The 22,084-nt window shown below is 33.8% G+C and carries 19 protein-coding genes; 8 read left to right on the forward strand and 11 right to left on the reverse strand.

Translation table 11 applies throughout. The annotated features are described in order from the left end of the window. Positions 1-55: 55 nt before the first annotated feature. The 6 genes from alr to EZS29_RS04065 are packed head-to-tail and all read left to right on the forward strand — an operon-like array spanning position 56 to position 5,734. Positions 56-1,267 carry an alanine racemase gene (gene alr, locus EZS29_RS04040; protein ID WP_130606826.1) on the forward strand — a complete coding sequence of 404 codons (1,212 nt, stop codon included), beginning with the start codon at positions 56-58 and terminating at the stop codon, positions 1,265-1,267. Beyond that, positions 1,267-2,439 (forward strand): tRNA preQ1(34) S-adenosylmethionine ribosyltransferase-isomerase QueA, encoded by a 1,173-nt coding sequence (queA, locus tag EZS29_RS04045; RefSeq protein ID WP_130606828.1) that lies wholly within the window; start codon positions 1,267-1,269, stop codon positions 2,437-2,439. Before alr ends, queA begins: the two co-directional genes overlap by 1 nt. A gap of 2 nt (positions 2,440-2,441) precedes the next feature. Further along, entirely contained in the window at positions 2,442-3,716 is a 1,275-nt protein-coding gene (gene tgt, locus EZS29_RS04050; protein ID WP_130606831.1) for a tRNA guanosine(34) transglycosylase Tgt, read from the forward strand. A gap of 2 nt (positions 3,717-3,718) precedes the next feature. Beyond that, positions 3,719-4,024 (forward strand): hypothetical protein, encoded by a 306-nt coding sequence (locus tag EZS29_RS04055; RefSeq protein ID WP_130606833.1) that lies wholly within the window; start codon positions 3,719-3,721, stop codon positions 4,022-4,024. A 50-nt stretch (positions 4,025-4,074) separates the two neighbouring features. Beyond that, positions 4,075-4,716, forward strand: a complete 642-nt coding sequence (locus EZS29_RS04060) for a hypothetical protein (RefSeq protein WP_130606836.1) — start codon at positions 4,075-4,077, stop codon at positions 4,714-4,716. 43 nt (positions 4,717-4,759) lie between these two features. After that, positions 4,760-5,734 (forward strand): LPP20 family lipoprotein, encoded by a 975-nt coding sequence (locus tag EZS29_RS04065; RefSeq protein ID WP_130606838.1) that lies wholly within the window; start codon positions 4,760-4,762, stop codon positions 5,732-5,734. A gap of 1 nt (position 5,735) precedes the next feature. On the opposite strand, the gene EZS29_RS04070 is transcribed toward EZS29_RS04065, so the two are convergent. Then, entirely contained in the window at positions 5,736-7,976 is a 2,241-nt protein-coding gene (locus tag EZS29_RS04070; protein WP_172603762.1) for a heavy metal translocating P-type ATPase, read from the reverse strand. A 96-nt stretch (positions 7,977-8,072) separates the two neighbouring features. Here EZS29_RS04070 and EZS29_RS04075 point away from each other — a divergent pair, with 96 nt between their 5' ends. Beyond that, positions 8,073-8,381: a metal/formaldehyde-sensitive transcriptional repressor gene (locus EZS29_RS04075; RefSeq protein WP_130606842.1), complete on the forward strand. Its 309-nt coding sequence runs from the start codon at positions 8,073-8,075 to the stop codon at positions 8,379-8,381. A gap of 117 nt (positions 8,382-8,498) precedes the next feature. Further along, entirely contained in the window at positions 8,499-9,032 is a 534-nt protein-coding gene (locus EZS29_RS04080; protein ID WP_130606844.1) for a gamma carbonic anhydrase family protein, read from the forward strand. Positions 9,033-9,054: 22 nt separating this feature from the next. Here EZS29_RS04080 and EZS29_RS04085 read toward each other — a convergent pair whose 3' ends face one another. The 10 genes from EZS29_RS04085 to EZS29_RS04130 form a co-directional block, all read right to left on the reverse strand. Then, positions 9,055-10,743, reverse strand: a complete 1,689-nt coding sequence (locus EZS29_RS04085) for a hypothetical protein (RefSeq protein WP_130606846.1) — start codon at positions 10,741-10,743, stop codon at positions 9,055-9,057. A gap of 189 nt (positions 10,744-10,932) precedes the next feature. Next, the gene (locus tag EZS29_RS04090; RefSeq protein ID WP_130606848.1) at positions 10,933-11,976 is read right to left on the reverse strand and encodes a rod shape-determining protein; all 1,044 of its coding nucleotides are present in this window, start codon (positions 11,974-11,976) and stop codon (positions 10,933-10,935) included. A gap of 205 nt (positions 11,977-12,181) precedes the next feature. Next, the gene (locus tag EZS29_RS04095; protein WP_130606850.1) at positions 12,182-14,863 is read right to left on the reverse strand and encodes a 1-acyl-sn-glycerol-3-phosphate acyltransferase; all 2,682 of its coding nucleotides are present in this window, start codon (positions 14,861-14,863) and stop codon (positions 12,182-12,184) included. Between the two features lie 20 nt (positions 14,864-14,883). Next, positions 14,884-15,801 carry a pantoate--beta-alanine ligase gene (gene panC / locus EZS29_RS04100; RefSeq protein ID WP_130606852.1) on the reverse strand — a complete coding sequence of 306 codons (918 nt, stop codon included), beginning with the start codon at positions 15,799-15,801 and terminating at the stop codon, positions 14,884-14,886. 5 nt (positions 15,802-15,806) lie between these two features. Continuing rightward, positions 15,807-16,514: an ABC transporter ATP-binding protein gene (locus EZS29_RS04105; protein WP_130606854.1), complete on the reverse strand. Its 708-nt coding sequence runs from the start codon at positions 16,512-16,514 to the stop codon at positions 15,807-15,809. Further along, on the reverse strand, positions 16,501-17,310 hold the full coding sequence (locus tag EZS29_RS04110; RefSeq protein ID WP_130606856.1) for an ABC transporter ATP-binding protein: 810 nt from the start codon (positions 17,308-17,310) through the stop codon (positions 16,501-16,503). Before EZS29_RS04110 ends, EZS29_RS04105 begins: the two co-directional genes overlap by 14 nt. Then, entirely contained in the window at positions 17,303-18,262 is a 960-nt protein-coding gene (locus EZS29_RS04115; RefSeq protein WP_130606858.1) for a branched-chain amino acid ABC transporter permease, read from the reverse strand. The genes EZS29_RS04110 and EZS29_RS04115 overlap by 8 nt, the downstream gene beginning before the upstream one ends. A 5-nt stretch (positions 18,263-18,267) precedes the next feature. Continuing rightward, positions 18,268-19,143, reverse strand: coding sequence for a branched-chain amino acid ABC transporter permease (locus tag EZS29_RS04120; protein ID WP_130606860.1), 876 nt, complete (start codon positions 19,141-19,143; stop codon positions 18,268-18,270). 42 nt (positions 19,144-19,185) lie between these two features. Further along, complete coding sequence (locus EZS29_RS04125; RefSeq protein WP_130606862.1) at positions 19,186-20,358, reverse strand: ABC transporter substrate-binding protein; 1,173 nt, start codon at positions 20,356-20,358, stop codon at positions 19,186-19,188. A gap of 373 nt (positions 20,359-20,731) precedes the next feature. Then, a complete protein-coding gene (locus tag EZS29_RS04130; RefSeq protein ID WP_130606864.1) occupies positions 20,732-21,895 on the reverse strand; it encodes an ABC transporter substrate-binding protein in 1,164 nt (387 codons plus the stop codon). Positions 21,896-22,084 lie beyond the last annotated feature (189 nt).

The following is a 22,084-nucleotide window of genomic DNA, read 5'->3' on the forward strand; positions in this document are numbered from 1 at the left end:
GTACTTAAACTCAATGTCATAAATTGAGTGAGTTGTCTGTTTTGGAGGTAAATATATGGGTGATCTGGCGTTTATAAGTGAATTTCCTGAGCAAGCTTCGTGGCTTGAAATTCATCAAGCAGCTTTTGTTCACAATATTGCCGTTTACCGGAATGCCGTCGATTCCAACGTTTTATTGGGTTGTGTTTTAAAAGGAAATGCTTACGGGCACGGGTTCATTCAGTGCCTTGAAATAATACATGGTTATATAGATATTATCTTCGTTATCAATCCTATCGATGCATTTAAAGTTCGCAAATATGAAAAAGAAAATGAATTGTCTCAAAAAAGAATTGTCGTGCTTGGGGCCATAAGTGCAGATGAAGTCGTACGTTGCGCTCGGAAGGTCATCGAAGTTGTCATCGGAGATGAAAACTGGCTGCAAATCCTTCATACTTTAAAACGTTCAGAAAAAGACACAGGCAATGCTTTTCGCCCCTTGAAAGCGCATATCCATATTGACACAGGGCTCGGGCGCGAAGGATTTACGACAGATAAAATTGCTGAAAAGATTGGATTTTTAACAAAGTGCACAGATCTTATTCATATCCAAGGTGTGATGTCGCATTTTTCTAATACAGAAGATGTAACGGAACAAGCGTATGCATATGAGCAGTTAACTGCATTTGATAAAGCTTTTGCACAAATAGAAAAAAAATTGGCTTTGCCTTATCCGCTTGAACGGCACATCGCTCAGAGTGCTGCCTCTTTTGTTTTACCGAAATCACGCTATGAAATAATGCGTGTTGGGATAGCGTTGTATGGCCTCTGGCCTTCTATTGAAACCAAACTGTCAGCTCGAGTGGTTTTGCAGGAGTTACCTAAGCTCATACCCGTTCTTACATGGAAGTGTATGAGCCAAAGTATAAAACAAATCAGTGAAGGTTCATTTATCGGTTATGGCTGTACATATAGAGCGGATAGAAATCTACGTGTCGCACTTTTGCCTGTGGGTTATTACGATGGATATCCACGTCTTTTATCCAACAAAGGCTATGTGCTTGTGAATGAGACTCGTTGTCGGATATTGGGGCGTGTGATGATGAATCATATAATAGTTGACGTGACCGAAGCGACAAGCGATGAAACATCTGTGGTAGCGACACTGATTGGTTCGAATGGAAAAGAGTCTATTTCTGCAGAAAATTTAGCGGATTGGTCTCAAACTATCAATTATGAAATTGTGACGCGCATTGGCTCTCATCTTAAACGTATGGTTGTGGACTAGTGAAAACAAGTTTTTTTAATTATGAATTGCCAGAAGAATTAATTGCTCAGATTCCTTTACAGAATAGAGAAAACAGTCGTTTATTGGTTGCTCGCTCTTTAAATAAATCTATTGTTGATAGCGACTTTATTCATATTGCAGATGAAATAAATAAGGTATTTAATTTAAAAAGTAAAAACTTAAAAGCCTTATTAATAGCAAATGATTCGAGAGTTTATCCGGCTCGAGTCAGAATTCGGCGAAAGACAGGAGCTAGAGGTGAGGTTTTTTTACTTGAAAGGGGAAATAAAGATTTCTATCGCTGTTTACTGAGACCGAAAAGTAAAATCAAACAGGGAGAAATTCTTTATGCTGATCAAGATGAACTTAAGCCGTTATTTAAAGTAACGAGTTTATCGCCTCCTCTTGTAGAGATAATAAATTCTTTGCCGCTGGATACTTTATTAGAACAGTACGGAGAAATGCCTTTGCCTCCTTATATTCAGCGAGGAAAAGTAGATAATAAAAATTTAAAAGAAATTGATAAAGAGCGCTATCAAAATGTATACTCGAATAAAATGGAAATCGGGAGCTCAGCAGCGCCAACTGCTGGTTTGCATTTTACTCCAGAAATAATTAAAAAATGCTCTGAAAATAATATTGAATTTGCATCAGTTACTTTACATGTTGGTTTGGGAACTTTTCAACCTGTGCAAGCAGAAAATGTGCAACAACACAACATGCATGAAGAACATTATATCGTTTCTAAAGATGTTGCTGAAAAAATTACTTTGTATTTAGAAAATGATTGGCCCATTATTTTCGTAGGAACAACGGCATTAAGGGCTGTAGAAAGTTTTTACCGTGCAGCATTGTCAGAATCTAATAGGCATAGCATTATTCAAAAAGCGAAAGAAAAAAATTTAAATAATCATATATATAACTATGTTGATAAATGGCTTGCGACACGTATTTTTATACATCCTACATATGAAAATGAAATCATTTCCCCATGTGTAGGCAATGCAATTATAACAAATTTTCATCAACCAGAAAGCACATTAGCTATGTTGATTTCAGCTCTTATGGGATACCATTTCTGGAATGAAATTTATTCTCATGCTATTAATAAAAAATATCGTTTTTTTAGTTATGGAGACTCGAGTCTTCTTGTCTTTGGAGAAAATTTTTAAAAATGTTAGCAAATAGAAACTTAATTGAATTTTCGTTACTTAAATCAATTGAACTCGACGAAACGTTTAAATCTGGCGCTTATGATACCGTAGATTTAAAAGCGCAAGACTTAGAAAATGAATTTTCTGTTGCTGTGGAAAAAGGAGCTGCACAAGAAGAAGAAAAAAGTCTTGTGCAAAAAGTGGGACCTCGTATTACAAAATTAAAATTTGGCAATATCGAACTTGAGACACCTATTTTTATGCCAGTTGGCACTGTCGGTAGCGTAAAATCACTTTCTCCAGAAGATGTTTATTCAATTGGCTATAGGCTTATTTTAGGAAATACTTATCATCTAAACCTAAGACCTGGCATGGAACTTATGCGAGAATTTGGGGGATTGCACGAGTTTATGCGTTGGCCAGGTGCTATTCTCACCGACAGTGGTGGATTCCAAGTGATGAGCTTAGCTAAAATACGTAAGCTCAATGAAGATGGAGCTACTTTTGCAAATCATATCAATGGGGCAAAAATCACTTTAACACCAGAAAATGTAGTTCATATTCAAGAGGATATTGATTCTGATATTCAAATGGTCTTAGACGAATGCACATCCTATCCCGCAACGCATGCAGAAGCCAAAGCAAGTATGGAGCGATCTATGCGCTGGGCACAACGGGCTCGAACAGCAAGAAAAAAACAGAACAGAGCTCAATTTGGTATCGTGCAAGGGGGGATGTATGCAGATCTTAGAGTCAAAAGTATTAAAGAGTTAAAGAAAAATGACTTTGAGGGATACGCAATTGGAGGCCTTTCAGTCGGTGAATCTAAACGGGAAATGAGAAGACTTCTTTCTGCAACGATCCCATTCATGCCGCACGAGAAACCTCGTTACCTTATGGGCGTTGGGGCTCCCGATGATATTATTGATTCTGTCTTGCTTGGGATCGATATGTTTGACTGTGTTATGCCAACTCGAAATGCGCGGAATGGAAGTGTATTTGTCCGTTCTAAATCTGCTGCAAATGGGAAAATTCAAATTAAAAATGCAGCTCACAAAACGAATAAGGGACCATTGGATACAGAATGCAGTTGTTATACGTGCAAAAATTATTCTCGCGCTTATCTTCGTCATCTTTTTGTTGCTGAAGAGCTTTTAGTTTTTCGTCTCCTGTCGATCCATAATCTACAATTCCTTTATGATTTAACCGAAGAGATGAGAGAAGCTATCCGTCAAGGCAAAATATTCGCAGAACTTCCTCATATAAGAAAGAAGTATGCACCTGGGAGTGTTTAAGCATGGGAGAATTAAAACAGACATCGTTTGATCTTTCAAATAATGAAAAAGCTTTGTCTGTCCCAATTGGTGCGCATGAAGCACAAAATTTTATGAATGATGTAATACGAAATACTTATTCTAGGAAAAAAGATTCACTTCATAAAATTGAAATAAAAAAAAGGTGGTTTTGGCTTGGTTTTATAGGCGGTATTTTTATTTCATGTTTAGGTATTTTTTTTGTTTTTACAACGGTCTATTTTATTCAATATTCTATTTTTGAAAAGCCAAACTTAATTTATAATAAAGCTATTTGCGAAATAAAATAAACAATGTTAAATTCCTATTTTCTTAGATAACCATTGAAGGGAAAAATTTTATGAGAATTAAAATTAATAAACGTTCGCTCAATATTGCTATAAGTTGTACGTCTGCATTCATATTTATTGCAAGCTGTACTTCATCGAAATATGTTAAACCCGAAGTCATAGCAAACTCAACAAAGACCTTAAAAACACCTGATTGGGTGCTTAACTCTGAAATTGTATTAGAAGAGGGAGGTAACTTTGTATTTATTCATAAAATGTCATTAAGCGGTACATCTAGACCCGATGCCTGTATTTCAATGGCACGCACACAAGCTGTGGGAGAAATGATGAAGTATATTAAAAACTCTGTCACATCTTCAGGACAAGTGGAAGAGTTAAATGCTTCTTCTGATCCCTCTATGTCCTCATTAACTGCATTTTTATCGCAAGGTAATATTTCAGGGGCAAAGGTAACAACGACTTATTGGGAACAAACCATGGAAGCTGATGATACTGGAGTCAGACCCATAAAAAAATTAATGTGTGCAGTGCAAGTATCTATTGATAAGTCAACACTTGAAAGACAAATGAGAGAAGCAATCAATGGAGCTCCAGGTGGAAATCCTGAAATTCGCCAAAAACTTTTAGATGCCCAAAAGAATTTTATAGATGGTGTGGGTAAGAAAGAATCAAGTGATAAATCATCTAATTAAATATAATTATAATTAATTTTTATTTTATTTAAAAAGGTTTTTTATGCTATTATCAAATAAAATATTACTATTTTCTTGCTTGGCTTTTTCTACACTTGCGTATGCTCAAACTGACTCTTGCTCTACTCTTGCTGACATGCAATCAAAAAATAATGAATCCATTTTTGTAGGATTTGGCGCTGCAGCAACACAGAAAGAAGCGGATCAAAATGCACAAATTGATTTAGCAAGAAATATTAGACAAAAAGTGACGGCGTCCTCAACTGTTAATGAAACAAATACAGAAGCGACATTAAATGCAACTTCAAAATCTGTTGTTTCAGAAGTTTTAATAGGGGCAAAAGTTATTAAGAGATGTCCTAATTCGGATAGTTTTTCTTCTGTAGTGACTCTTGATCGCAATATGTTTGTATCTTCATTAACAGAAAAAATTTCTACCAATTTAAAAAAAGCTGTTAATTTAAAGAAATCACTTGAAAATTCGAAATCAGAAGAAGTCTCAGCTAAACTTATAGATGATGCGAAAAAATTCTTAAATGAATATCAAGCAAATTCTGAAAGTGATTTAGAGCTCTGTAAAATTTATAAAGGCTGTAAAGATTTAAAAATTGATACAGCCTTCCACGATCTTGCTGAAGTTGTAGCAAAAGATGGAGATAAAGATCAATATACTTTCTTTTCAAGTAATGATGATATTACAAATGGTTTGAGAGAAGAATTAATTTCATTAATAGAAGCCGATAATATAAAAGTAATGGATGGAAATGTTATCGAAAAATCCAATGATCTAAAACCTCACGAAGTAAAACGTAAAATTATAGGAAATTGTAAGGTTAAAGCGGGCACAAAGATACCAGGCACAGATGATCGCGTGGTTGAAACACGGTGTACAGTAGAAGCATATATTGGTAAACAAAAGAAATTTAGAAAAGTATATAGCTGTAAAGCTGTAGGTGACAATGATTTTTCAAATGAAGATGCAGTTAATTCTTGTTCAGGTAGATTGCAGTTAGAATAAATTATTGATTTTTGATTCCTTTGTAACGTAACAGGCGTATTGCATTTAATGTAACGATTACTGTGGCGCCAGTATCTGCTAAGATGGCCATCCAGATCTGTGTTCCACCTACAATAGTTAAAAATAAAAAAATAGCTTTTAAACCAATAGAAATAGAAATATTTTGCTTAATATTATTCATTGTTTTGCGGGATAGTTCAATTGTTTCTACGATGGATTTAATACTATTGCGGGCAATGATGATTTGCGCTGTGTCCACAGCAACATCTGTTCCTTTACCCATTGCTATGCCAATATCAGCAGCGGCAATCGCAGGAGCATCGTTAATACCATCACCAACCATGGCAATTTTTTCAGTTTTTGCAATCGATTGAATATGTGAAAGTTTATCTTTAGGTAATAATTCCGCAGAGATTTCTGCGTCGAGCCCAGCTGCTATCGCGTTTGCAGAAATAGCATGATCTCCTGTAAGAATTATACTTTTTACCCCCATTTTTTTTAATTTTGCGAGTGAAGATTTGGCATCGGGTTTCAACTCATCAGTTAGAGAGATAAATCCAATTGCATTTTTTTCTTGAATAACTGTAGCAACTGTTTTGCCTTCAGATTGGCTCTTTTGGATCAGTAAAATCTGTTCATGAGATAATAAAGCATTTTCTTTAGCATAGGTTGGAGAACAGATTAAAATCTCTTTGTCATATACCAAGGCGGAAGCACCAATGCCGGGAAGAGTTTTTCCATTTGTTGCTTCGAGAGTTTTTATATTTTTATCCTGTGCATAAGCTAAAATTGCTTTTGCCAAGGGATGAGTTGACTTTTCTTCTACTGTGGCAGCGATCTGTAAAATGTAATTTTCATCATGAATAAAACTGTGCACTGTTTGGACTTTAAGAAAGCCATTGGTCAACGTGCCTGTTTTATCGAAAGCGACTGTTGTTACTTTACCAATGAGCTCAAGTGCTCCTGCATTTTTTATCAATATTCCAAGCTTACTTGCAGCTGTTATACCGGATGAAATTGCTGAGGGGGTTGAAATTACCAAAGCACACGGGCAGCCAATTAAAAGTATAGTTAATCCACGGTAAATCCATTCAATCCATGGGTAAGAAAAAATAAGGGGTGGTATCACAGCAACTAATACACCAATTAAGAGAATAAGAGGTGTATAAACCCTGCTGAACTTTTCAATGCTGCGCATACTTCGAGATTTTGAACCTTGGGCTTCTTCCACCATTTTAATCATCCGTTGTATGGTATTGTCTCCACCCTGTCGTGTTGCTTGAATTATTAAATAGCCATCCGTGCTGATAGACCCAGCAACCACGCTATCTTTAACTTTCTTATTGGTAGGAAGTGACTCACCCGTTAATAAGGATTCATCGATAAAGCTTGAACCTGAGTGAATAAGACCATCTATTGGAATTCTGCTACCAGGTTTTACTTCAATCAAATCTCCAGGAATTATTTCGTGAATTTGTATATTTTTTTTCTCACCATTATTATCTATGCGCAAAGCATCTGCTGGTAACAAGGAAGCAAGGGCTTGGATACCTGAGCGTGCTCGACGAGCAGTATACCCTTCTATGGTTTCACCAATCATAAATAGAATTATGACTGCGGCAGCTTCTTCTGCAGCTCCGATTGCAATTGCACCAACTGCTGAAATTGTCATCAAAGTTTCTACACTAAATAAATACCCAACTTTTGCCATGACAAATGCTTTTCTGGCAACGGGGAAGAGACCTAGCAGTGTTAATATAATATATGCTGTCATCCCATATTTTTCAGAAAAGGATTCAATTAGGATTGAAAATACAAATCCGATGCATAGAATTACAATTGGAAACCAAATATTATTTTGTAAAATCTTAAAACGAGAGAATAAAGTATTATTTTTGGGAGTAAAAGGATGGGAAAATTTTTGATTATTATGTGTGTGTTCAATTATATCTAAAGAATTTTCCTCTTTATTTGTATTATGACAACAGGTTTTATTTTCCTCTTTTTTAATTTCGAGCGACTCACTTTTAATTAATTGGAAACCTATAGATTGAATTCCTTTTTCTAATTTTAGATTTGCATTTGAGCCTTCGTTTATATGCACAATTAATAGAGCATTCGTAAAATCCACTTCTGCTTTTTGTACGCCTTTTATTTTATTACAAAATATTTCAATTTTATTTGCACAACCTGCACAATCCATGCCTTTAATCAAATAAGAGAAAATTTTAATGTTAATCATTGTATTTTGTCCCATCGTTTATTTTGAAGAAACATTCCATAATTTTGCTTTTAAAAATATTTCTTGTTAGATTATTATAGGGTAGGGGGGTATACAATGTCAATGGGAAAGCAAAACTCAAAAGGACAAAAGCATATAATTACTAATAAAAACAAGCTATTAGGAAGGGTAAGGAAAATTAAAGGTCAGCTTGAGGGAGTAGAAAAATCCTTAGGTGAAGACGCAGACTGTAAAAAAATTTTACATATTTTAGCATCTGTTCGAGGAGCATTGGGAGGATTGATGGCTGAAGTCATGGAGAGTCATATTTTAGAACATATAGGAGAAGAGAAAAGAGAGCCTTCAGTCAATGAAATATTGATGGCTCAAGAACTTGTCGATTCGATTAAAGTATTTATGAAATAATGTATAATAAGCAAAGCAATTTTTTTTAGGAAATTAACTGTAAATTTTATTTACACAGGAATTTTATTATGTTAAGTATAATTATCTTTTAATTAATTCTCTATATTGGAACACAAAATGAATTATACTGTCTATAATAATTTACCTGATATAAAAAATGCGTATTTCATAGCACCAAATGCGGATATTATTGGCAACGTCCAAATCGGTAGGGCTTCGAGCGTCTGGTTTGGTGCAGTGATTCGTGGAGATTCCGAGATGATCCTCATTGGAGAGGAGACGAATATACAAGACCTTTGTGTTTTACATGCAGATGGTGGAATCAATGTCAGCATTGGAAATCGAGTTACCATAGGACATAAATGTATGATCCATGGTTGCACTATAGGTGATAACTCTTTAATTGGCATTGGCGCAATCATATTGAACAATGCAAAAATTGGTAAAAATTGTATGGTAGGTGCGGGGAGTTTGGTGCTTGAAAATACGATTATCCCAGATAATTCGTTGGTTGTTGGCTCACCTGCAAAGGTCAAACGACTTTTAACGGAAGAGGAAATAAATAAAATTACTCAGAATGCCATAAATTATAAAAATAAAAGCTTACAATACAACAAAATGGAACAGCCCCGCTTAAATGTTGTGAATTAGATATTTTAATTTTATAATATCCCTAAAAGTTCTTTGAGATTTTTTTTTCATTATTTATATATTGCAATGATTGTGATTTAAAATTTATATTTAATTCCTTAATTATTTCATACTTTCCGGAATACAAAAAATCAGTTATCTCATTTATTGAGACATATGCTTTAGGTTTTATTGATAGGTTAAATCCATGTCTTTTTTGTATGAAATTTTCAAATGCTTCTAAATTGTGAGCAAGATAGTATTGAGGGAGGGTCTCTTTAGACTTTGATTTTAATATTTCCACAAGTGTTGGAACATTTATCTGCATTTCTTTAGCAATATTTTTAATTATATTGTCAAATACTACTTTTCCGGTGACTGAACATTTAATTTCATCAATGATTGAATCGAGTAAAGATGATTCGGCTTCAAATTGACTTTTACAGTTGAGATTGAAGGTATTATCTATTTTTGTTGAAAAGTTATAAGTGATTGTGTTTTCTGATTCATATTTTTCTTCATTTAAGCGGTATAAAAGGTTAATATCAACAAGATATTTTTCCTTGCTTTTTTTAAATGTTTCTTTAAATAAGTCAGAATTTTTCACTAAATGTTTTAACGGTATAGGGATTTTTTCGAGATTTATATCAGCTTTTTTGAGATTAAAATTGTTACGTAAGAAATTTATAAAAGTAGTAAAAATTGCATTATTTTCTTCTTTCGAATCTTTATTGAGGTTCAATTTGGATAATTCACTAATATTATTTGCAATTCTCGAGTCTAAATTTAAATAGTCCGGGATGTTTATGGCAAAATAAACTTTTGCTTTTTTATTAAAAATAATTTCTGTTTCAAAATCATATGAACCATTATTATTATATGTAGAAATTGAATTAGCTTCGACTGATTTTAAAAAATAATTTACCAGTTCTGTATATCTTTTATGAATTTTAAAGTTGAACTTTTTTTCTAATTCCTGCAATGTTTTTTTAGACTTGACTCCAAAATGCTCTTCTCTTGTTGGGAGTAAGTATGAATTTATTTTTTTTATGTCAATTAAATTATAAGTTTTTGCGATATAATTAATTTCGAATATGTTTTCTTTTGTAACTGAGTTGACCTCAATTTGATTAGAATGAATATCTTTTGGATAAATATTTTTGCTATCTTGAATTAAGTTTAAAAGTTGCGCACGTTCAGTAATAATCGTAGTAGTATCATTTTCGCCAAAATGTTTTGTCTTATGGACTTGTACCCAGTGTTTAAATTCAACGTTTTTGGGATAAAAAATTCCATCTTTTTTTGCAATATCTGTCGCTATAATATTTTCAATTGAAACATATCGATTTGCTTTTTTGTCTTTCAATTTAACATCAAAAAGTTCAATGCGTTTTGGTAATTCAGAATTGAGGGTTGCTGGGAAGGAAAAAAGTTTCCCTTCTTTCCTTTTTTCGGTAAGGGAAAAGTCATTGTAATGATATATAATTTCTCTTATTTCGAAATCTGCATTGAGCGAATCTATGCAATTATTTGTGTCATATAAAATATCTGAAAAATCATTTTTAAAACGATTCTCTGTTGAGATACCTTCTGGCTGAGAAGAGTTTAACAATTTTTCACTTTGAGGTTTTTGAATTTCAGCCTTCTGTGCAGTAGAGCAAGCACTACTACAAATACTGAACGCACTTATGCCTGTTATGTTAATGAGTGATTTGACTTTAGAAAATTTCATATCAGTTCCAATCAATTCAGTATTTTAGAATATAAAAATAACTTTTTTAATATATAATAAATTTAAAAAAAGTAAATACTTTATATAATATTTTGTTTATTTATTGTATTTTAATAAGTTAAAATTTTGCTAGATAAACAATCAAATAATGCTTAAAAGAATTTGTAGGTATGCAATTCATAACTTATATCAAAAATCTTTCAGGGCTTTTAAGGCGGGAAAAAGATGCTGAATTTCAGAAATTTTTAAATTACCAAAAACAACTCCATTTAATGGTTCACTCGACTCTATGACAGGAATATTGAGTTTAAATTGAAGATATTCACTTAAGCCATCAATTAATGTTCCGCCTCCCGTAAGAAGAATTCCTGTGTGGTAGAGATCACCAACAAGTTCGGGAGGAGAATTTTCAAGTGTCTCTTCAACTAAATTTAGTATTTGATTTGCAAATATTAAAAGTATTTTTGCAATTTCTAAATAATCGAATTCTAAAGTAGATGGAAGTTTTGTTCGTAAAGAAAATCCAGGAATTTTTGTTTTGTGAGATTTTTTTAAATTTTGAATGCTTGTTTGTTGTTTAAGAATTTCTGCTGTGCTTTTTGAAATGAGAAAGTCGTAATGATTTCTAAAATACTGAATAATTTCTTGACTACAGCTTTCTCCGCCTTTGCGAATGGATTTAAAATTGACCGTTTCGCCCATTGAAATAAGCACGGATTCAGTGATTCCACAGCCAACATCGACAACTAATTTTCCTTCTGGATTCCAAACATCAAGTCCAGCGCCAACCGCAGCGGCAAGCGGTTCTTCGACAAGTAAAATTTCTCCACTTCCGACAGCTCTGGCAACCTCAAAAAAAGCGCTTTTTTCAATCTTAGTCGAGTCACTTGGAACGGATATAATAATTCCTCTACGTTGAATAAAAGTATCTTTAATAAAGCTTTTTCCGCCTCTAAGTAACTCTTTTACAAGGGTTTGTGCTAAAGATATATCATGAACCATGCCATCTGCCAAAGGGGTTTTTACTTCAATGAAAGAGGGAGCTTTCCCTTGCATATGTAAAGCTTGTTTCCCAACTGCAATTTGTTTTTCCCCATTCCTTTTATCATAGGCAATTATACTGGGCTCATTTATTAAAGTTCCTAAGCCTTTTTTATATATGAGCGTATTAGCAGTTCCAAGATCAATAAATGTGTCATATATTATTTTCTTGGATATAAAAAAATTGAACATTTTAAATTTCCCAGTTCTTTTAACTTAAGATAACTCATATTATAGCAAAGAATACAATTTGTATTTTCAAAAGTTGATCATATGACATTATTCCAAAAACTCAATCGTTTTCGGAATAATTATCATGAGGGGGTGACTCTGGTAATTTTAAAAAATAATTTAAAAAGTTCTAGATAATAAAATTAAATTAATTATCAATTCAAATTTAAGGTACAAAATCACTCCACAAAGTTACATCTAGAAAGTCTGAAAATGCATTCAATGAAGTCGCATCTAAAGAGAATTTGATATTTTTATGAGGGATAAAAACCCCTGCTTTAAAATAGGATTCAAAAGTTCTTTGGGCAAAAACTTTGGAAAATATTGGGGGTTGTATAGCAATAGTTCTTAAAAATGCTGCAGAATGAGTTGTGATTGTTTTTTGAATCAATTCATCGCGAGTAAAAGAGCCTTTTTCTTTTACGAGTTCAATTGCAGTTGCTAACTGGATCCCATACAATTCTATCTCTGGTTTAACAATTCGGGATAAAAATTGTAAAGAATCTAAAATAGAATTTTCTTTTGAAAGAATGATCAAATCATTTTCAATTTTTATAAACTGCAATTTGACAAAAATATCTAAGCAAGATTGAGTTATTAACTGACTTGAAGTTTTACTATCCCAATAAAGATCATCTTGCCAAATTCGGCGAATTGACGACATTTTTCCTTCAAGTTGGTTAACAGGATAATGACTTTTCTCGCTAAGAAGAATATCTGCAATTATACCAAATGGTGCAAGAATATGAAATATAGTACCTCTATACCACCATAAATTCATTTCTTTTTCATCATTTCTTGTAAACTCAAATTCATTATTGTTATTTTTAATTTTTTTCATCAATGACCAGCGTTCGCCTGCATTGAATATTTGATTGGCTAAATTGATTATTGAGTTTGAAATATTATCAGATAAAATAATTTCTGTATTTGAAATCAATGAACTCTCTGAGTCATTATTTTGATAATGACTCATAAGATATGAAAGAGAATTATCAGCATTTGAGCTAGTTGAGATTTTCCAATTCAATGGCTTAGCTAAAGAATTAATTAAGTAATGCATTAATATAACTTGAAATTGCAGACTTTTGTATTGAATACATTTTTCTTGCGAAGTGAGAAGGCATGCAGCTAAAAGAGAAGTGTCGGAAGCAGTCGCAGCTCCATTTATTTTTTGATTCACCCTTTTTGATAAATACTTTACAAAACCTTGAACCTGTGGATCTCTTGCGTCAAAGTTTTCAGGTAAATATGTTAAGTTTTCTGGCAGTGCTTTTGCAGGATCAATATGAAATTCAGAATTGGATTCTTTCTTTATCTTTTCGATGTATTCTCTCCAAATATCACCGATGCGCAAAGGATCTCCAAAAGAAACATCGACGCTGCCATAATTAGAAAATACTTTGCGCACTCCATTTAAAAATTGTAAAGCATTTTCTTTTTGTTTCTTTGCACCTTTTAATTCCTTTGCATATGTATCGTCTTCCATCACTTTATCGTAACCAAAATAGACGGGAACAATATAAGTATTTTCTGCTTTACGCGTAAGTATACTTTGGACACATATACTCAGCATACCCACTTTTGGTTGAAGCAATTTGCCAATTCGACTTCTTCCTCCTTCATGAAAAAATTCGACAGGAAAACTATTTTGCAAAAGAAAATTTACGTATTCAGTAAATGTATGAGCATAAATGCGGTTGCCTGCAAAACTTCTCCTGATAAAAAATGCTCCTCCCTTTCTCAGAATTGATCCAATCGGCCAAAAATTTAGATTAATTCCAGCTGCAATATGTGGAATAACAAAACCTTTTTTAAATAAAACATAAGAAAGTAACAGATAATCAAAGTGGCTTCGGTGGCTTGGCATCCAAAGAATTTGTCCGTCTTTTGCAACACGTTCAATGTGCTCGAAATTACGCACGCGAACACCTTCAAATATTTTAGTCCAGATAAAATCAAATACTTTTTCGAGTGCACGTATTGTTACGTAATTATAATTTGCACCAATTTCGCGAATATATCGAACAATTTGTTGTTCCGTTTTTAATGGATTGTCTGAGGATTGAATGAAATTTTTTGTGGATTGGCTATTTAAAATCCATTGACTGATTTTTTCATTATCATACAAGACAGGGCCAAAAGCTGCAGCTCTTTCTTTTGCAAATTCAATATTAAAAAGGCGCCGCATCTTTCGCGCGTTTTCATATTCTGTTTCAATATTTTCAGTGTTTTCTTGAGTGGCAATTGCAGTTGTACTATCAGTTTTATTTGACTCAATATTTTGCAGTTCTATGAGAGGTGAATGAAATATTTTTCCGAAAGAAATATTCACTTCACCACGATGAAGCGCAAGCATAAATAATTTTTGCAAACCATTCCCTGTTCCATCATCAGGGAATAATGAACGTAAGAAAAAACTTTTTTCATGTCTTTCAGGTGCTCGACTCCAAAAAATACTGACAGGAATAAATATAAGTTTTTCACTTTTAGCTCTTGGATCATTGCGAATAAGACGAACAAAATCACTTAAAAAACTATCGCGGGACGAGTTGGAAAATATAAGTGAACTTGTTTTAATGGCCATGAGTGCAGATGAGCGAAAGCGTTTTGGTTTTGCTTCTAACGCCACTTTTTTTAGGGCAAATTCATTGAGTGCTTTATTCAATACAAGTGTGTCTATAATCGACATTCTTGGGAGGACGTAAACAACAGATTTGTTATTAAGACTTTCTTGTATGCTCTCTTTTGTAATTGATTTTGGGTAAATGCGTATTCGCATAAATGAAGCGAGCGGTGAAATGAGCCAAGCCCAGCGTCTAAAATGAATGCCTAACATGGAATACATATAAATTTATCTCCAATATACTAACCTAATGCCCTCTTGATAAGCTCATTAAGAGCATCAATTTGGGAAGAATCGTTGCCGAGAACGATATTGTCAATAAGGCGAGTCTTGGATCCATCTATTTCAATAAATTGGGCGATAGCTAGGACGCTTTCTGCGCTAAGGGTGTCTTCGCATTTTTGAGTTATATCAGAGATCAGGCGGAATTCTAGGTACTGGGGAATGAGCTTTTCATTTTTTAATTCTGTAAGGCACAATTCGTCTAGTTTGTTGACAGATCTTTCTCCTGCAAGAAAAGCTTTTGCTACAAGCGCTAGAGCTTTCGGGATAGCTACTGCTTTTCTTCGTCCTTCTGGACTTAAATAGCGATTGCGACTGCTTAAGGCGAGTCCATCTTTTTCCCTGACAGTGGGACAAGTAAGGATTTGAGTACGAAAGAGTAAATCAGCAGTCATTTTTTTTATGACTTGCACCTGTTGAAAATCTTTTTGCCCTAAATAGAGTTTATTTGCTTGGGTTAAATTAATTAAAACAGCAAGTACTGTAGATACACCATCGAAATGTCCAGGTCTAAATGCTCCACATAAGACTTCAGTCAAACCAGTTACTTTAACCTCGGTTTTAAAATTCAGTGAATACATTTCTTCTGCTGTTGGGGCAAAAAGCACTGTAGCTTTACATTTATTGCAAAGTTCTGAATCACTTTGAAAAGTTCTTGGATAGTTTGCCAAATCTTCATGAATAGAGAATTGTTTAGGATTAACGAAGATAGAGACGATGGTGCAATCATTTTCACTCACAGATTGGCGAATAAGGCTTGCGTGTCCATCATGAAGAGCGCCCATAGTTGGAACAAAACCAATTGATTTTCTCTTTTCTTTTTGTTCATCAACGTATTGTATGAGCTCTTTTTTGCGAGTGATTATAATAAGTGACATGAAAACTATCCTCCTAGATAAGCTCGTTGAACGTCATCATCATATAAGAGGGATTGAGCATCACCTTTTTTAATCACTGATCCAAGCTCTAAAACATAAGCTCTGTGGGAAATTTTCAATGCTAAACGGGCATTTTGTTCTGCAAGTAGGATAGTCATACCTTCGCGATTGAGTTCTGAAATAATTTTAAATATTTGTTGAACAATAAGTGGAGCTATTCCAAGGCTAGGTTCATCTAAAAGAAGTAATTTAGGTTTAGCCATCAATGCACGAGCAATGGCCAACATTTGCTGTTCACCGCCAGAGAGGAGAATGGATTTTTGTGTCATGCGCTCACCTAAGCGAGGAAACCAAGCGACCATTCTTTCAATATCATTCTGCATTTCTTGAGCCGTTCTTTTTGTGCAAAAAGCGCCCATCAGAAGATTTTCTTTTACTGTCATATCTGGAAAGACCATTCGACCTTCTGGTGATTGACTCACGCCCAGTTTTACAATTTCATGTGACTCTAAGTTTGAAATATTATTTTTATTAAAAAATATTTTACCACTTTTACTTTTAACAAGACCAGATAATGTTCTTAAAAAAGTTGTTTTTCCTGCTCCATTGCTTCCAACTAAGGAAACAATTTCATTTTGAAAAATTTCAAAATTAATATTTTTTAAAGCTTGAATAGCTCCGTAATTTACAGATAAATTCTCAACGAGCAACATTTAAAGTATCCTTAATAGTAAAATCATCTTCGACATCAGAGCCAAGATATGCTTCAATCACGTCATGGTTTGTTTGAATAATATCAGGAGTTCCTTCAGCTATGACGCTGCCATAGTTCAGAACGGTTATATTTTCGCATAAATTCATAACAAATTTCATATCATGTTCTATAAGTAAAACAGATATTTTTTGCTCAGATATTTTTTGCACGAGCTCTTGCAACGCAATTTTTTCTGTTGGATTCATACCTGCTGCAGGTTCATCTAGTAAAAGCAAATGTGGGTCAGTCATGAGTGATCTTGCAATTTCTAATTTTCGTTGCATTCCGTATGGTAGAGAAATTGCAGGAAAATCTTTAAATTTTTCGAGTCCACAAAATTGAAGGAGTTTATTTGCTTTATTTAATATTTCTTTTTCTTGCTTCAAGGCTTTTGGTAACAAAAATAAAGATGAAAGAAATGTTCCTTCTCTTTTTATGCAAGCTCCAGCTATTATATTTTCTAAGACATTCATATTTGCAAATAAACGAATATTTTGGAAAGTACGAGCAACCTTTTGATGAGCAATAATGTGTGTAGGAGTTCCGACAAGCTCCATATTATTTACTTTAACAGAGCCAGAAAATGGTTTATAAACTCCTGTTATAATATTAAATACAGTGGTTTTACCTGCTCCATTTGGTCCAATAACTCCTGAAATACCGCCTTCTCTCACATTGATATGAAAATCGTTTAAAGCGACAAGTCCGCCAAATTTTACTGTTACGTTTGAAATTGAAAGGATATTATTAGTCATTTGTCTTTCTCATTTTGTTTATTCTCTCAAATAAAGAAGCAACACCTTTTGGATTGAGAAGCATTATAAAAACAACAAGAACAGAAAAAATAAGTGTTCTATTCGATAAAATAGAGTCAATTATTGGGATGAGTGATGGTAACAAAAGTCCTTTATCAGACATTATCAATAAATATGGATTAATAAGTTGAGGAATAAAACGTAATATCTCAGGGATTATTACAATAATAAATGCACCAAAAATGCTTCCAAATACACTATACATTCCACCAATAACAACTGCTAAAACAAGAACAACGCTATTGTAAAATCCTGCTTCATCGGGGCTGATAAATTGGAGAGTATGAGCATAGAATACACCTGCAAGACCTGCTAGTGAGCTCCCTAATAGAAATGAAATTAATTTTGTTTTGTAAATATTAATTCCTAAGCTTCTTGCTGATATTTCATCATCACGTGTTGCTCGAACAGCATAGCCTAAATTTGTTTTATAAAACCTTTTTATAAATAAAAAGGTAAGTAGCATAATAGAAAAAATGAGGAGAGGAGAACCTAATTTAGGGATGTCTTTAAAACCTCTCGTTCCACCAACGAAATCTAGATTTTTAAAGAAGGTAGCTACAATTTCTCCCACACCTAAAGTTGCCATAGCTAAATAATCACCGCGTAACTTTAAGCACGGGATAGCCACAATTAAACCCGTAAACGCGGCTGCAATCATACCAACAAGGCATGCGCATATTAATAATAGCGTCGAGTCATGTATTCCTAATAAAGGAGCAAGGAATACAGTGAACATTGCGGATGTGTAACCACCGACAGTGTAAAATGCGGCATGACCTAAGGAAAGTAAACCTGTTCCACCTAAGATCAATTGTAAACTCATCGCTTGAATAGCAAGAATTGAAAACATTATAAAAGGCAATTGACTGTAATTTAAAAAATCTATCATAGATATTAAACTTTAACTAGCTGTGTTCGCCCTAATATCCCTTGTGGTCTTATTAGAAGAACGAGAATTAAAATGACGAAAGCAAAGCCATCTTTATAAGTAGAGAGCCCATAGCTCACCAGCATGCTTTCTGAAATACCAAGAACAAGTCCACCTAAAACAGCGCCTCGAATTTCTCCAATACCCCCTAAAACAGCAGCAGCAAATGCTTTCAAACCTGCATTGACACCCATGAGGGGAAAGATTTGATTCGTTGCCATCCCTTGTATTGTTCCTGCAACTACGGCAAGAATAGCGCCGATAAAAAACGTTAAGCTGACAGTTCGATTGAATGGTACACCGCATAAGCGAGATGCATCGGCATGCATTGCCAGAGCGCGGATACCAGTTCCAGCTTTTGTTTTAAATAAAAATAATTCAAGTAAAAATGCTAATAATAAAGTTAAAGAAAAAATTCCAATATCTCTAATTCGGACAAATAGCTCCCCAAAAGTTATAATATTACCAGGAATATTAATTGGAAAACTGAGTGAGTTTGGAGAAAAAAGGACTTGAATAATGTTTTGTAAAAATAAACTTATTGCTACCGCAGTGATAAGAGGAGCTAATCGGCTGTGTTTTCGCAAGGGCTTATATGCGACTCTTTCAATGACAACAGCAATTGTACCAACACTTAAAAGAGAAAATAAAATTGCAACCCAGAGAGGTGCTCCGAGGGTGAGAAAAAGCATGACAAAATAAGCGCCAAGCATAAATAACTCACCATGCGCAAAGTTAACAAATTGGAGAACGCCAAAAACCATTGAATAACCAATTGCGATAAGTGCGTAAAGACTTCCAATTGCGATACCATCGATGATTGCTTGTGTAAAATCTAGCATGTTACTTCTGTTACCTTAAAAAAGTCAGTTTTAGTGAGATGACTATTGTGGATTTATGCTTGTTATAAATTTATATCCATTTGGAATATATTCAAGTATAACTGCCGGTTTTATCGGATTATGGTTTTGATCCATTGTAATGGTTCCCGTAATTCCTTTAAAGTTTTTTAATTTACCTAAAGCATTGTTTATTTCTTCAGAACTAATTGTTTCTGATTTTTTAGTTTTAGTAGCTTTTATTTCAGTAATTACGTTATGAATAATTTTATAAGAATCATAACCTAATGCAGCATGCGCACTTGGCATTGCTTTGTATTCCGCCTGATAAGCGTCAACAAATGCTTTGACATGTGTATTAACACTGCTGGCGGGATCTTTACTATCTGGTGAATAAAAATGGGTAGATATAATTCCACCATTGACAGCATCTTTGGCAATTGATCTTAAGTCAGGAGTGTACCATCCATCTCCACCAAGTTTTATTGATTTTATACCTAGATCTTGAGCTTCCCGTAAGATAACTCCAACCTGTTGATGAAATCCAGGGATATAAAGAATATCAGGCTTACTTCTGCGTACATCACCAAGTTGCGATGTAAAACTGGTGTCTTTTTGTGAATATTTTAAAACTTTTATAATTTTTCCACCTTCTTTTTCAAAAGTAGATTTAAAATTATTGCTCAAGCCTTTGCTGTAATCCGAATCCGAATCTTCAAGAATAATAGCATTTTTCGCATTTAAATGATCTTTGGCATATTTTGCCATAACGACACCTTGGAAACTGTCGATAAAACAAGTTCTATAAATATATTTTTTTCCTAAAGTGACGGAGTCATTTGTCGCAGCAGGAGAGAGCATAGGGATTTTAGCTTTTTCAGAAATGGAAGCTGCGGCAATCGCATTGGAGCTTATTACTTCTGCAATTACGACATTCACACGATCTGAAGTGATTAGCTTATTCATTCCTTTAGCAGCTTCTATAGGTGTGCTTTGTGTATCCTCTACAACTATTTTTAAATCGACATTTGAGGCAGACAGTTCCTGTCTAGCAAGATCAATTCCATTTTTTGCTTCTTTTCCATAAAAAGCTTGGGAACCCGTTAAAGGTAACAGAACTCCGACTTTTGCATCGGTAGCCAGAGCGTGCGTGTTTGTCGCAAAAGCTATAATAGATGTAAAAGTGTAAGTTATAATTTTTGAACTTTGTAATTTCATTTAACGATTCTCCTCTAAATTTTGCTTTTTATAAAAGCTTTTATTAAGCGAAATATTTAAATTAATAATTAATAAAAAGCGAATTAAAAATTATATTCATTTGATTATGATAATTCTTAAATGCTCCTTATTGATTATCAATTTTACATAAAATACCTCGACTTAATACACCAACTCCATATGGTATAGCTAAAATAAGTATCATTCATTTTGTTAAAGAGCAAATAAGCACAATATAAATAAATGCAAATTCGAACAGTCTCCATAACCAAAAAATTCTCGATTTTTGATTTAATAATAATCAAACAGTAAAATTTAATATTTAATATTTAATCATTTTTGCAAAAAGGAGAATTAATTTTAAGCAATGAACTCATTCGCTTTGATGTTTAGGAAGAAATGATGTAATAAATTTGAAACCATTTGGGACAAATTGTAGAATAACGGCAGGTTTTATTGCGTTGTTATTTTTGTCCATCGTAATATTCCCTGTAACTCCAGAAAAATCTTTTATTTTACTGAGAGCATTTCTTATATCTTCAGAAGCTTTTGTTTTTTCAGAATCAGCAATTTTTGCATTTTCAATTGCTGTATATAGGATTTTAATTGTATCGTAGCCTAAAGCAGAAAAAGCACTTGGCTGAGCTTTGTATTTTTCAGAATAGACTTTTATGAATTTTTGTAGGGATGGATTTTCACTATTATCTGGAGAGTAGTGGGTTGAGAAATAGGCGCCGTCTTCACGCCCTTCGGCAATTTTACGTAACTCAGGAGTGTTCCAGCCATCTGTACCAACGAGAGTTGATTTTATTTGTAGATCCTTAGCTTCACGAATAATAACTCCAACTTGTTGATGATAAGCAGGTATGAAAAGAATATCGGGTTTTCTTTTGCGCACATCACCTAATTGAGCTGTAAAAGTAGTATCTTTTTGGGAGAATTTTAAGATTTTGAGGACTTTACCGCCATCCTTTTCAAATGTTGCTTTAAAGTTTTCTGCCAATCCTCTACTATAGTCAGAGTCAGAGTCTTCAAGAATAATAGCTGTTTTTGCATTTAAGTTTTTTAAACTGAAATTAGCCATGACAACACCTTGAAAACTATCTTTAAAACAAGTTCTAAAAATATATTTTTTATTATCAGTAATTGTGTCATTTGTTGCGCTTGGAGTTATTATCGGAATTTTTTCTTTTTCCGCGATGGATCCAGCGGCAATTGTGTTGGAACTCGTCATGTCGCCCACAACAGCAATCACTTTATCAGATGTGATGAGTTTATGCATTGCTTTAGCAGATTCGGAAGGAGAACTGGCAGAATCCTCTATGAAGACTTTGAGGGAAGGTTCAGATTTTTGTAGCTCTTCTAGAGCAATTTTAATCCCTTTTTCTGCTTCTTTACCATAAAACGCTTGAGTTCCAGTTAACGGAAGTATGATCCCAACGCGCGCTTCAAAAGCAATTGCACTTAGTGAAAATGCAAAACTTGAAGTTAATGCACATCCTGCGAAAAAAAAGTTTCGTTTGCTAAATGATATCATACTGCGTTCTCCTCATGAAAATTTCGTTCGTATGTCCACTGGAAACATAAATTAAGCTTCTTCTTGAAACTCAATTATTTTGGACAAGATTCGATTTCTCATTTGTAATAGATAAATACTTACAATTTCTTGTCAAAATACATCAAACAGATATGAGTAAGTATCATCTTTATATATATAATGCAATTG

Origin of the sequence: Fluviispira sanaruensis (genome assembly GCF_004295685.1) — a bacterium.
In the GTDB taxonomy this organism is placed as follows: domain Bacteria; phylum Bdellovibrionota_B; class Oligoflexia; order Silvanigrellales; family Silvanigrellaceae; genus Silvanigrella; species Silvanigrella sanaruensis.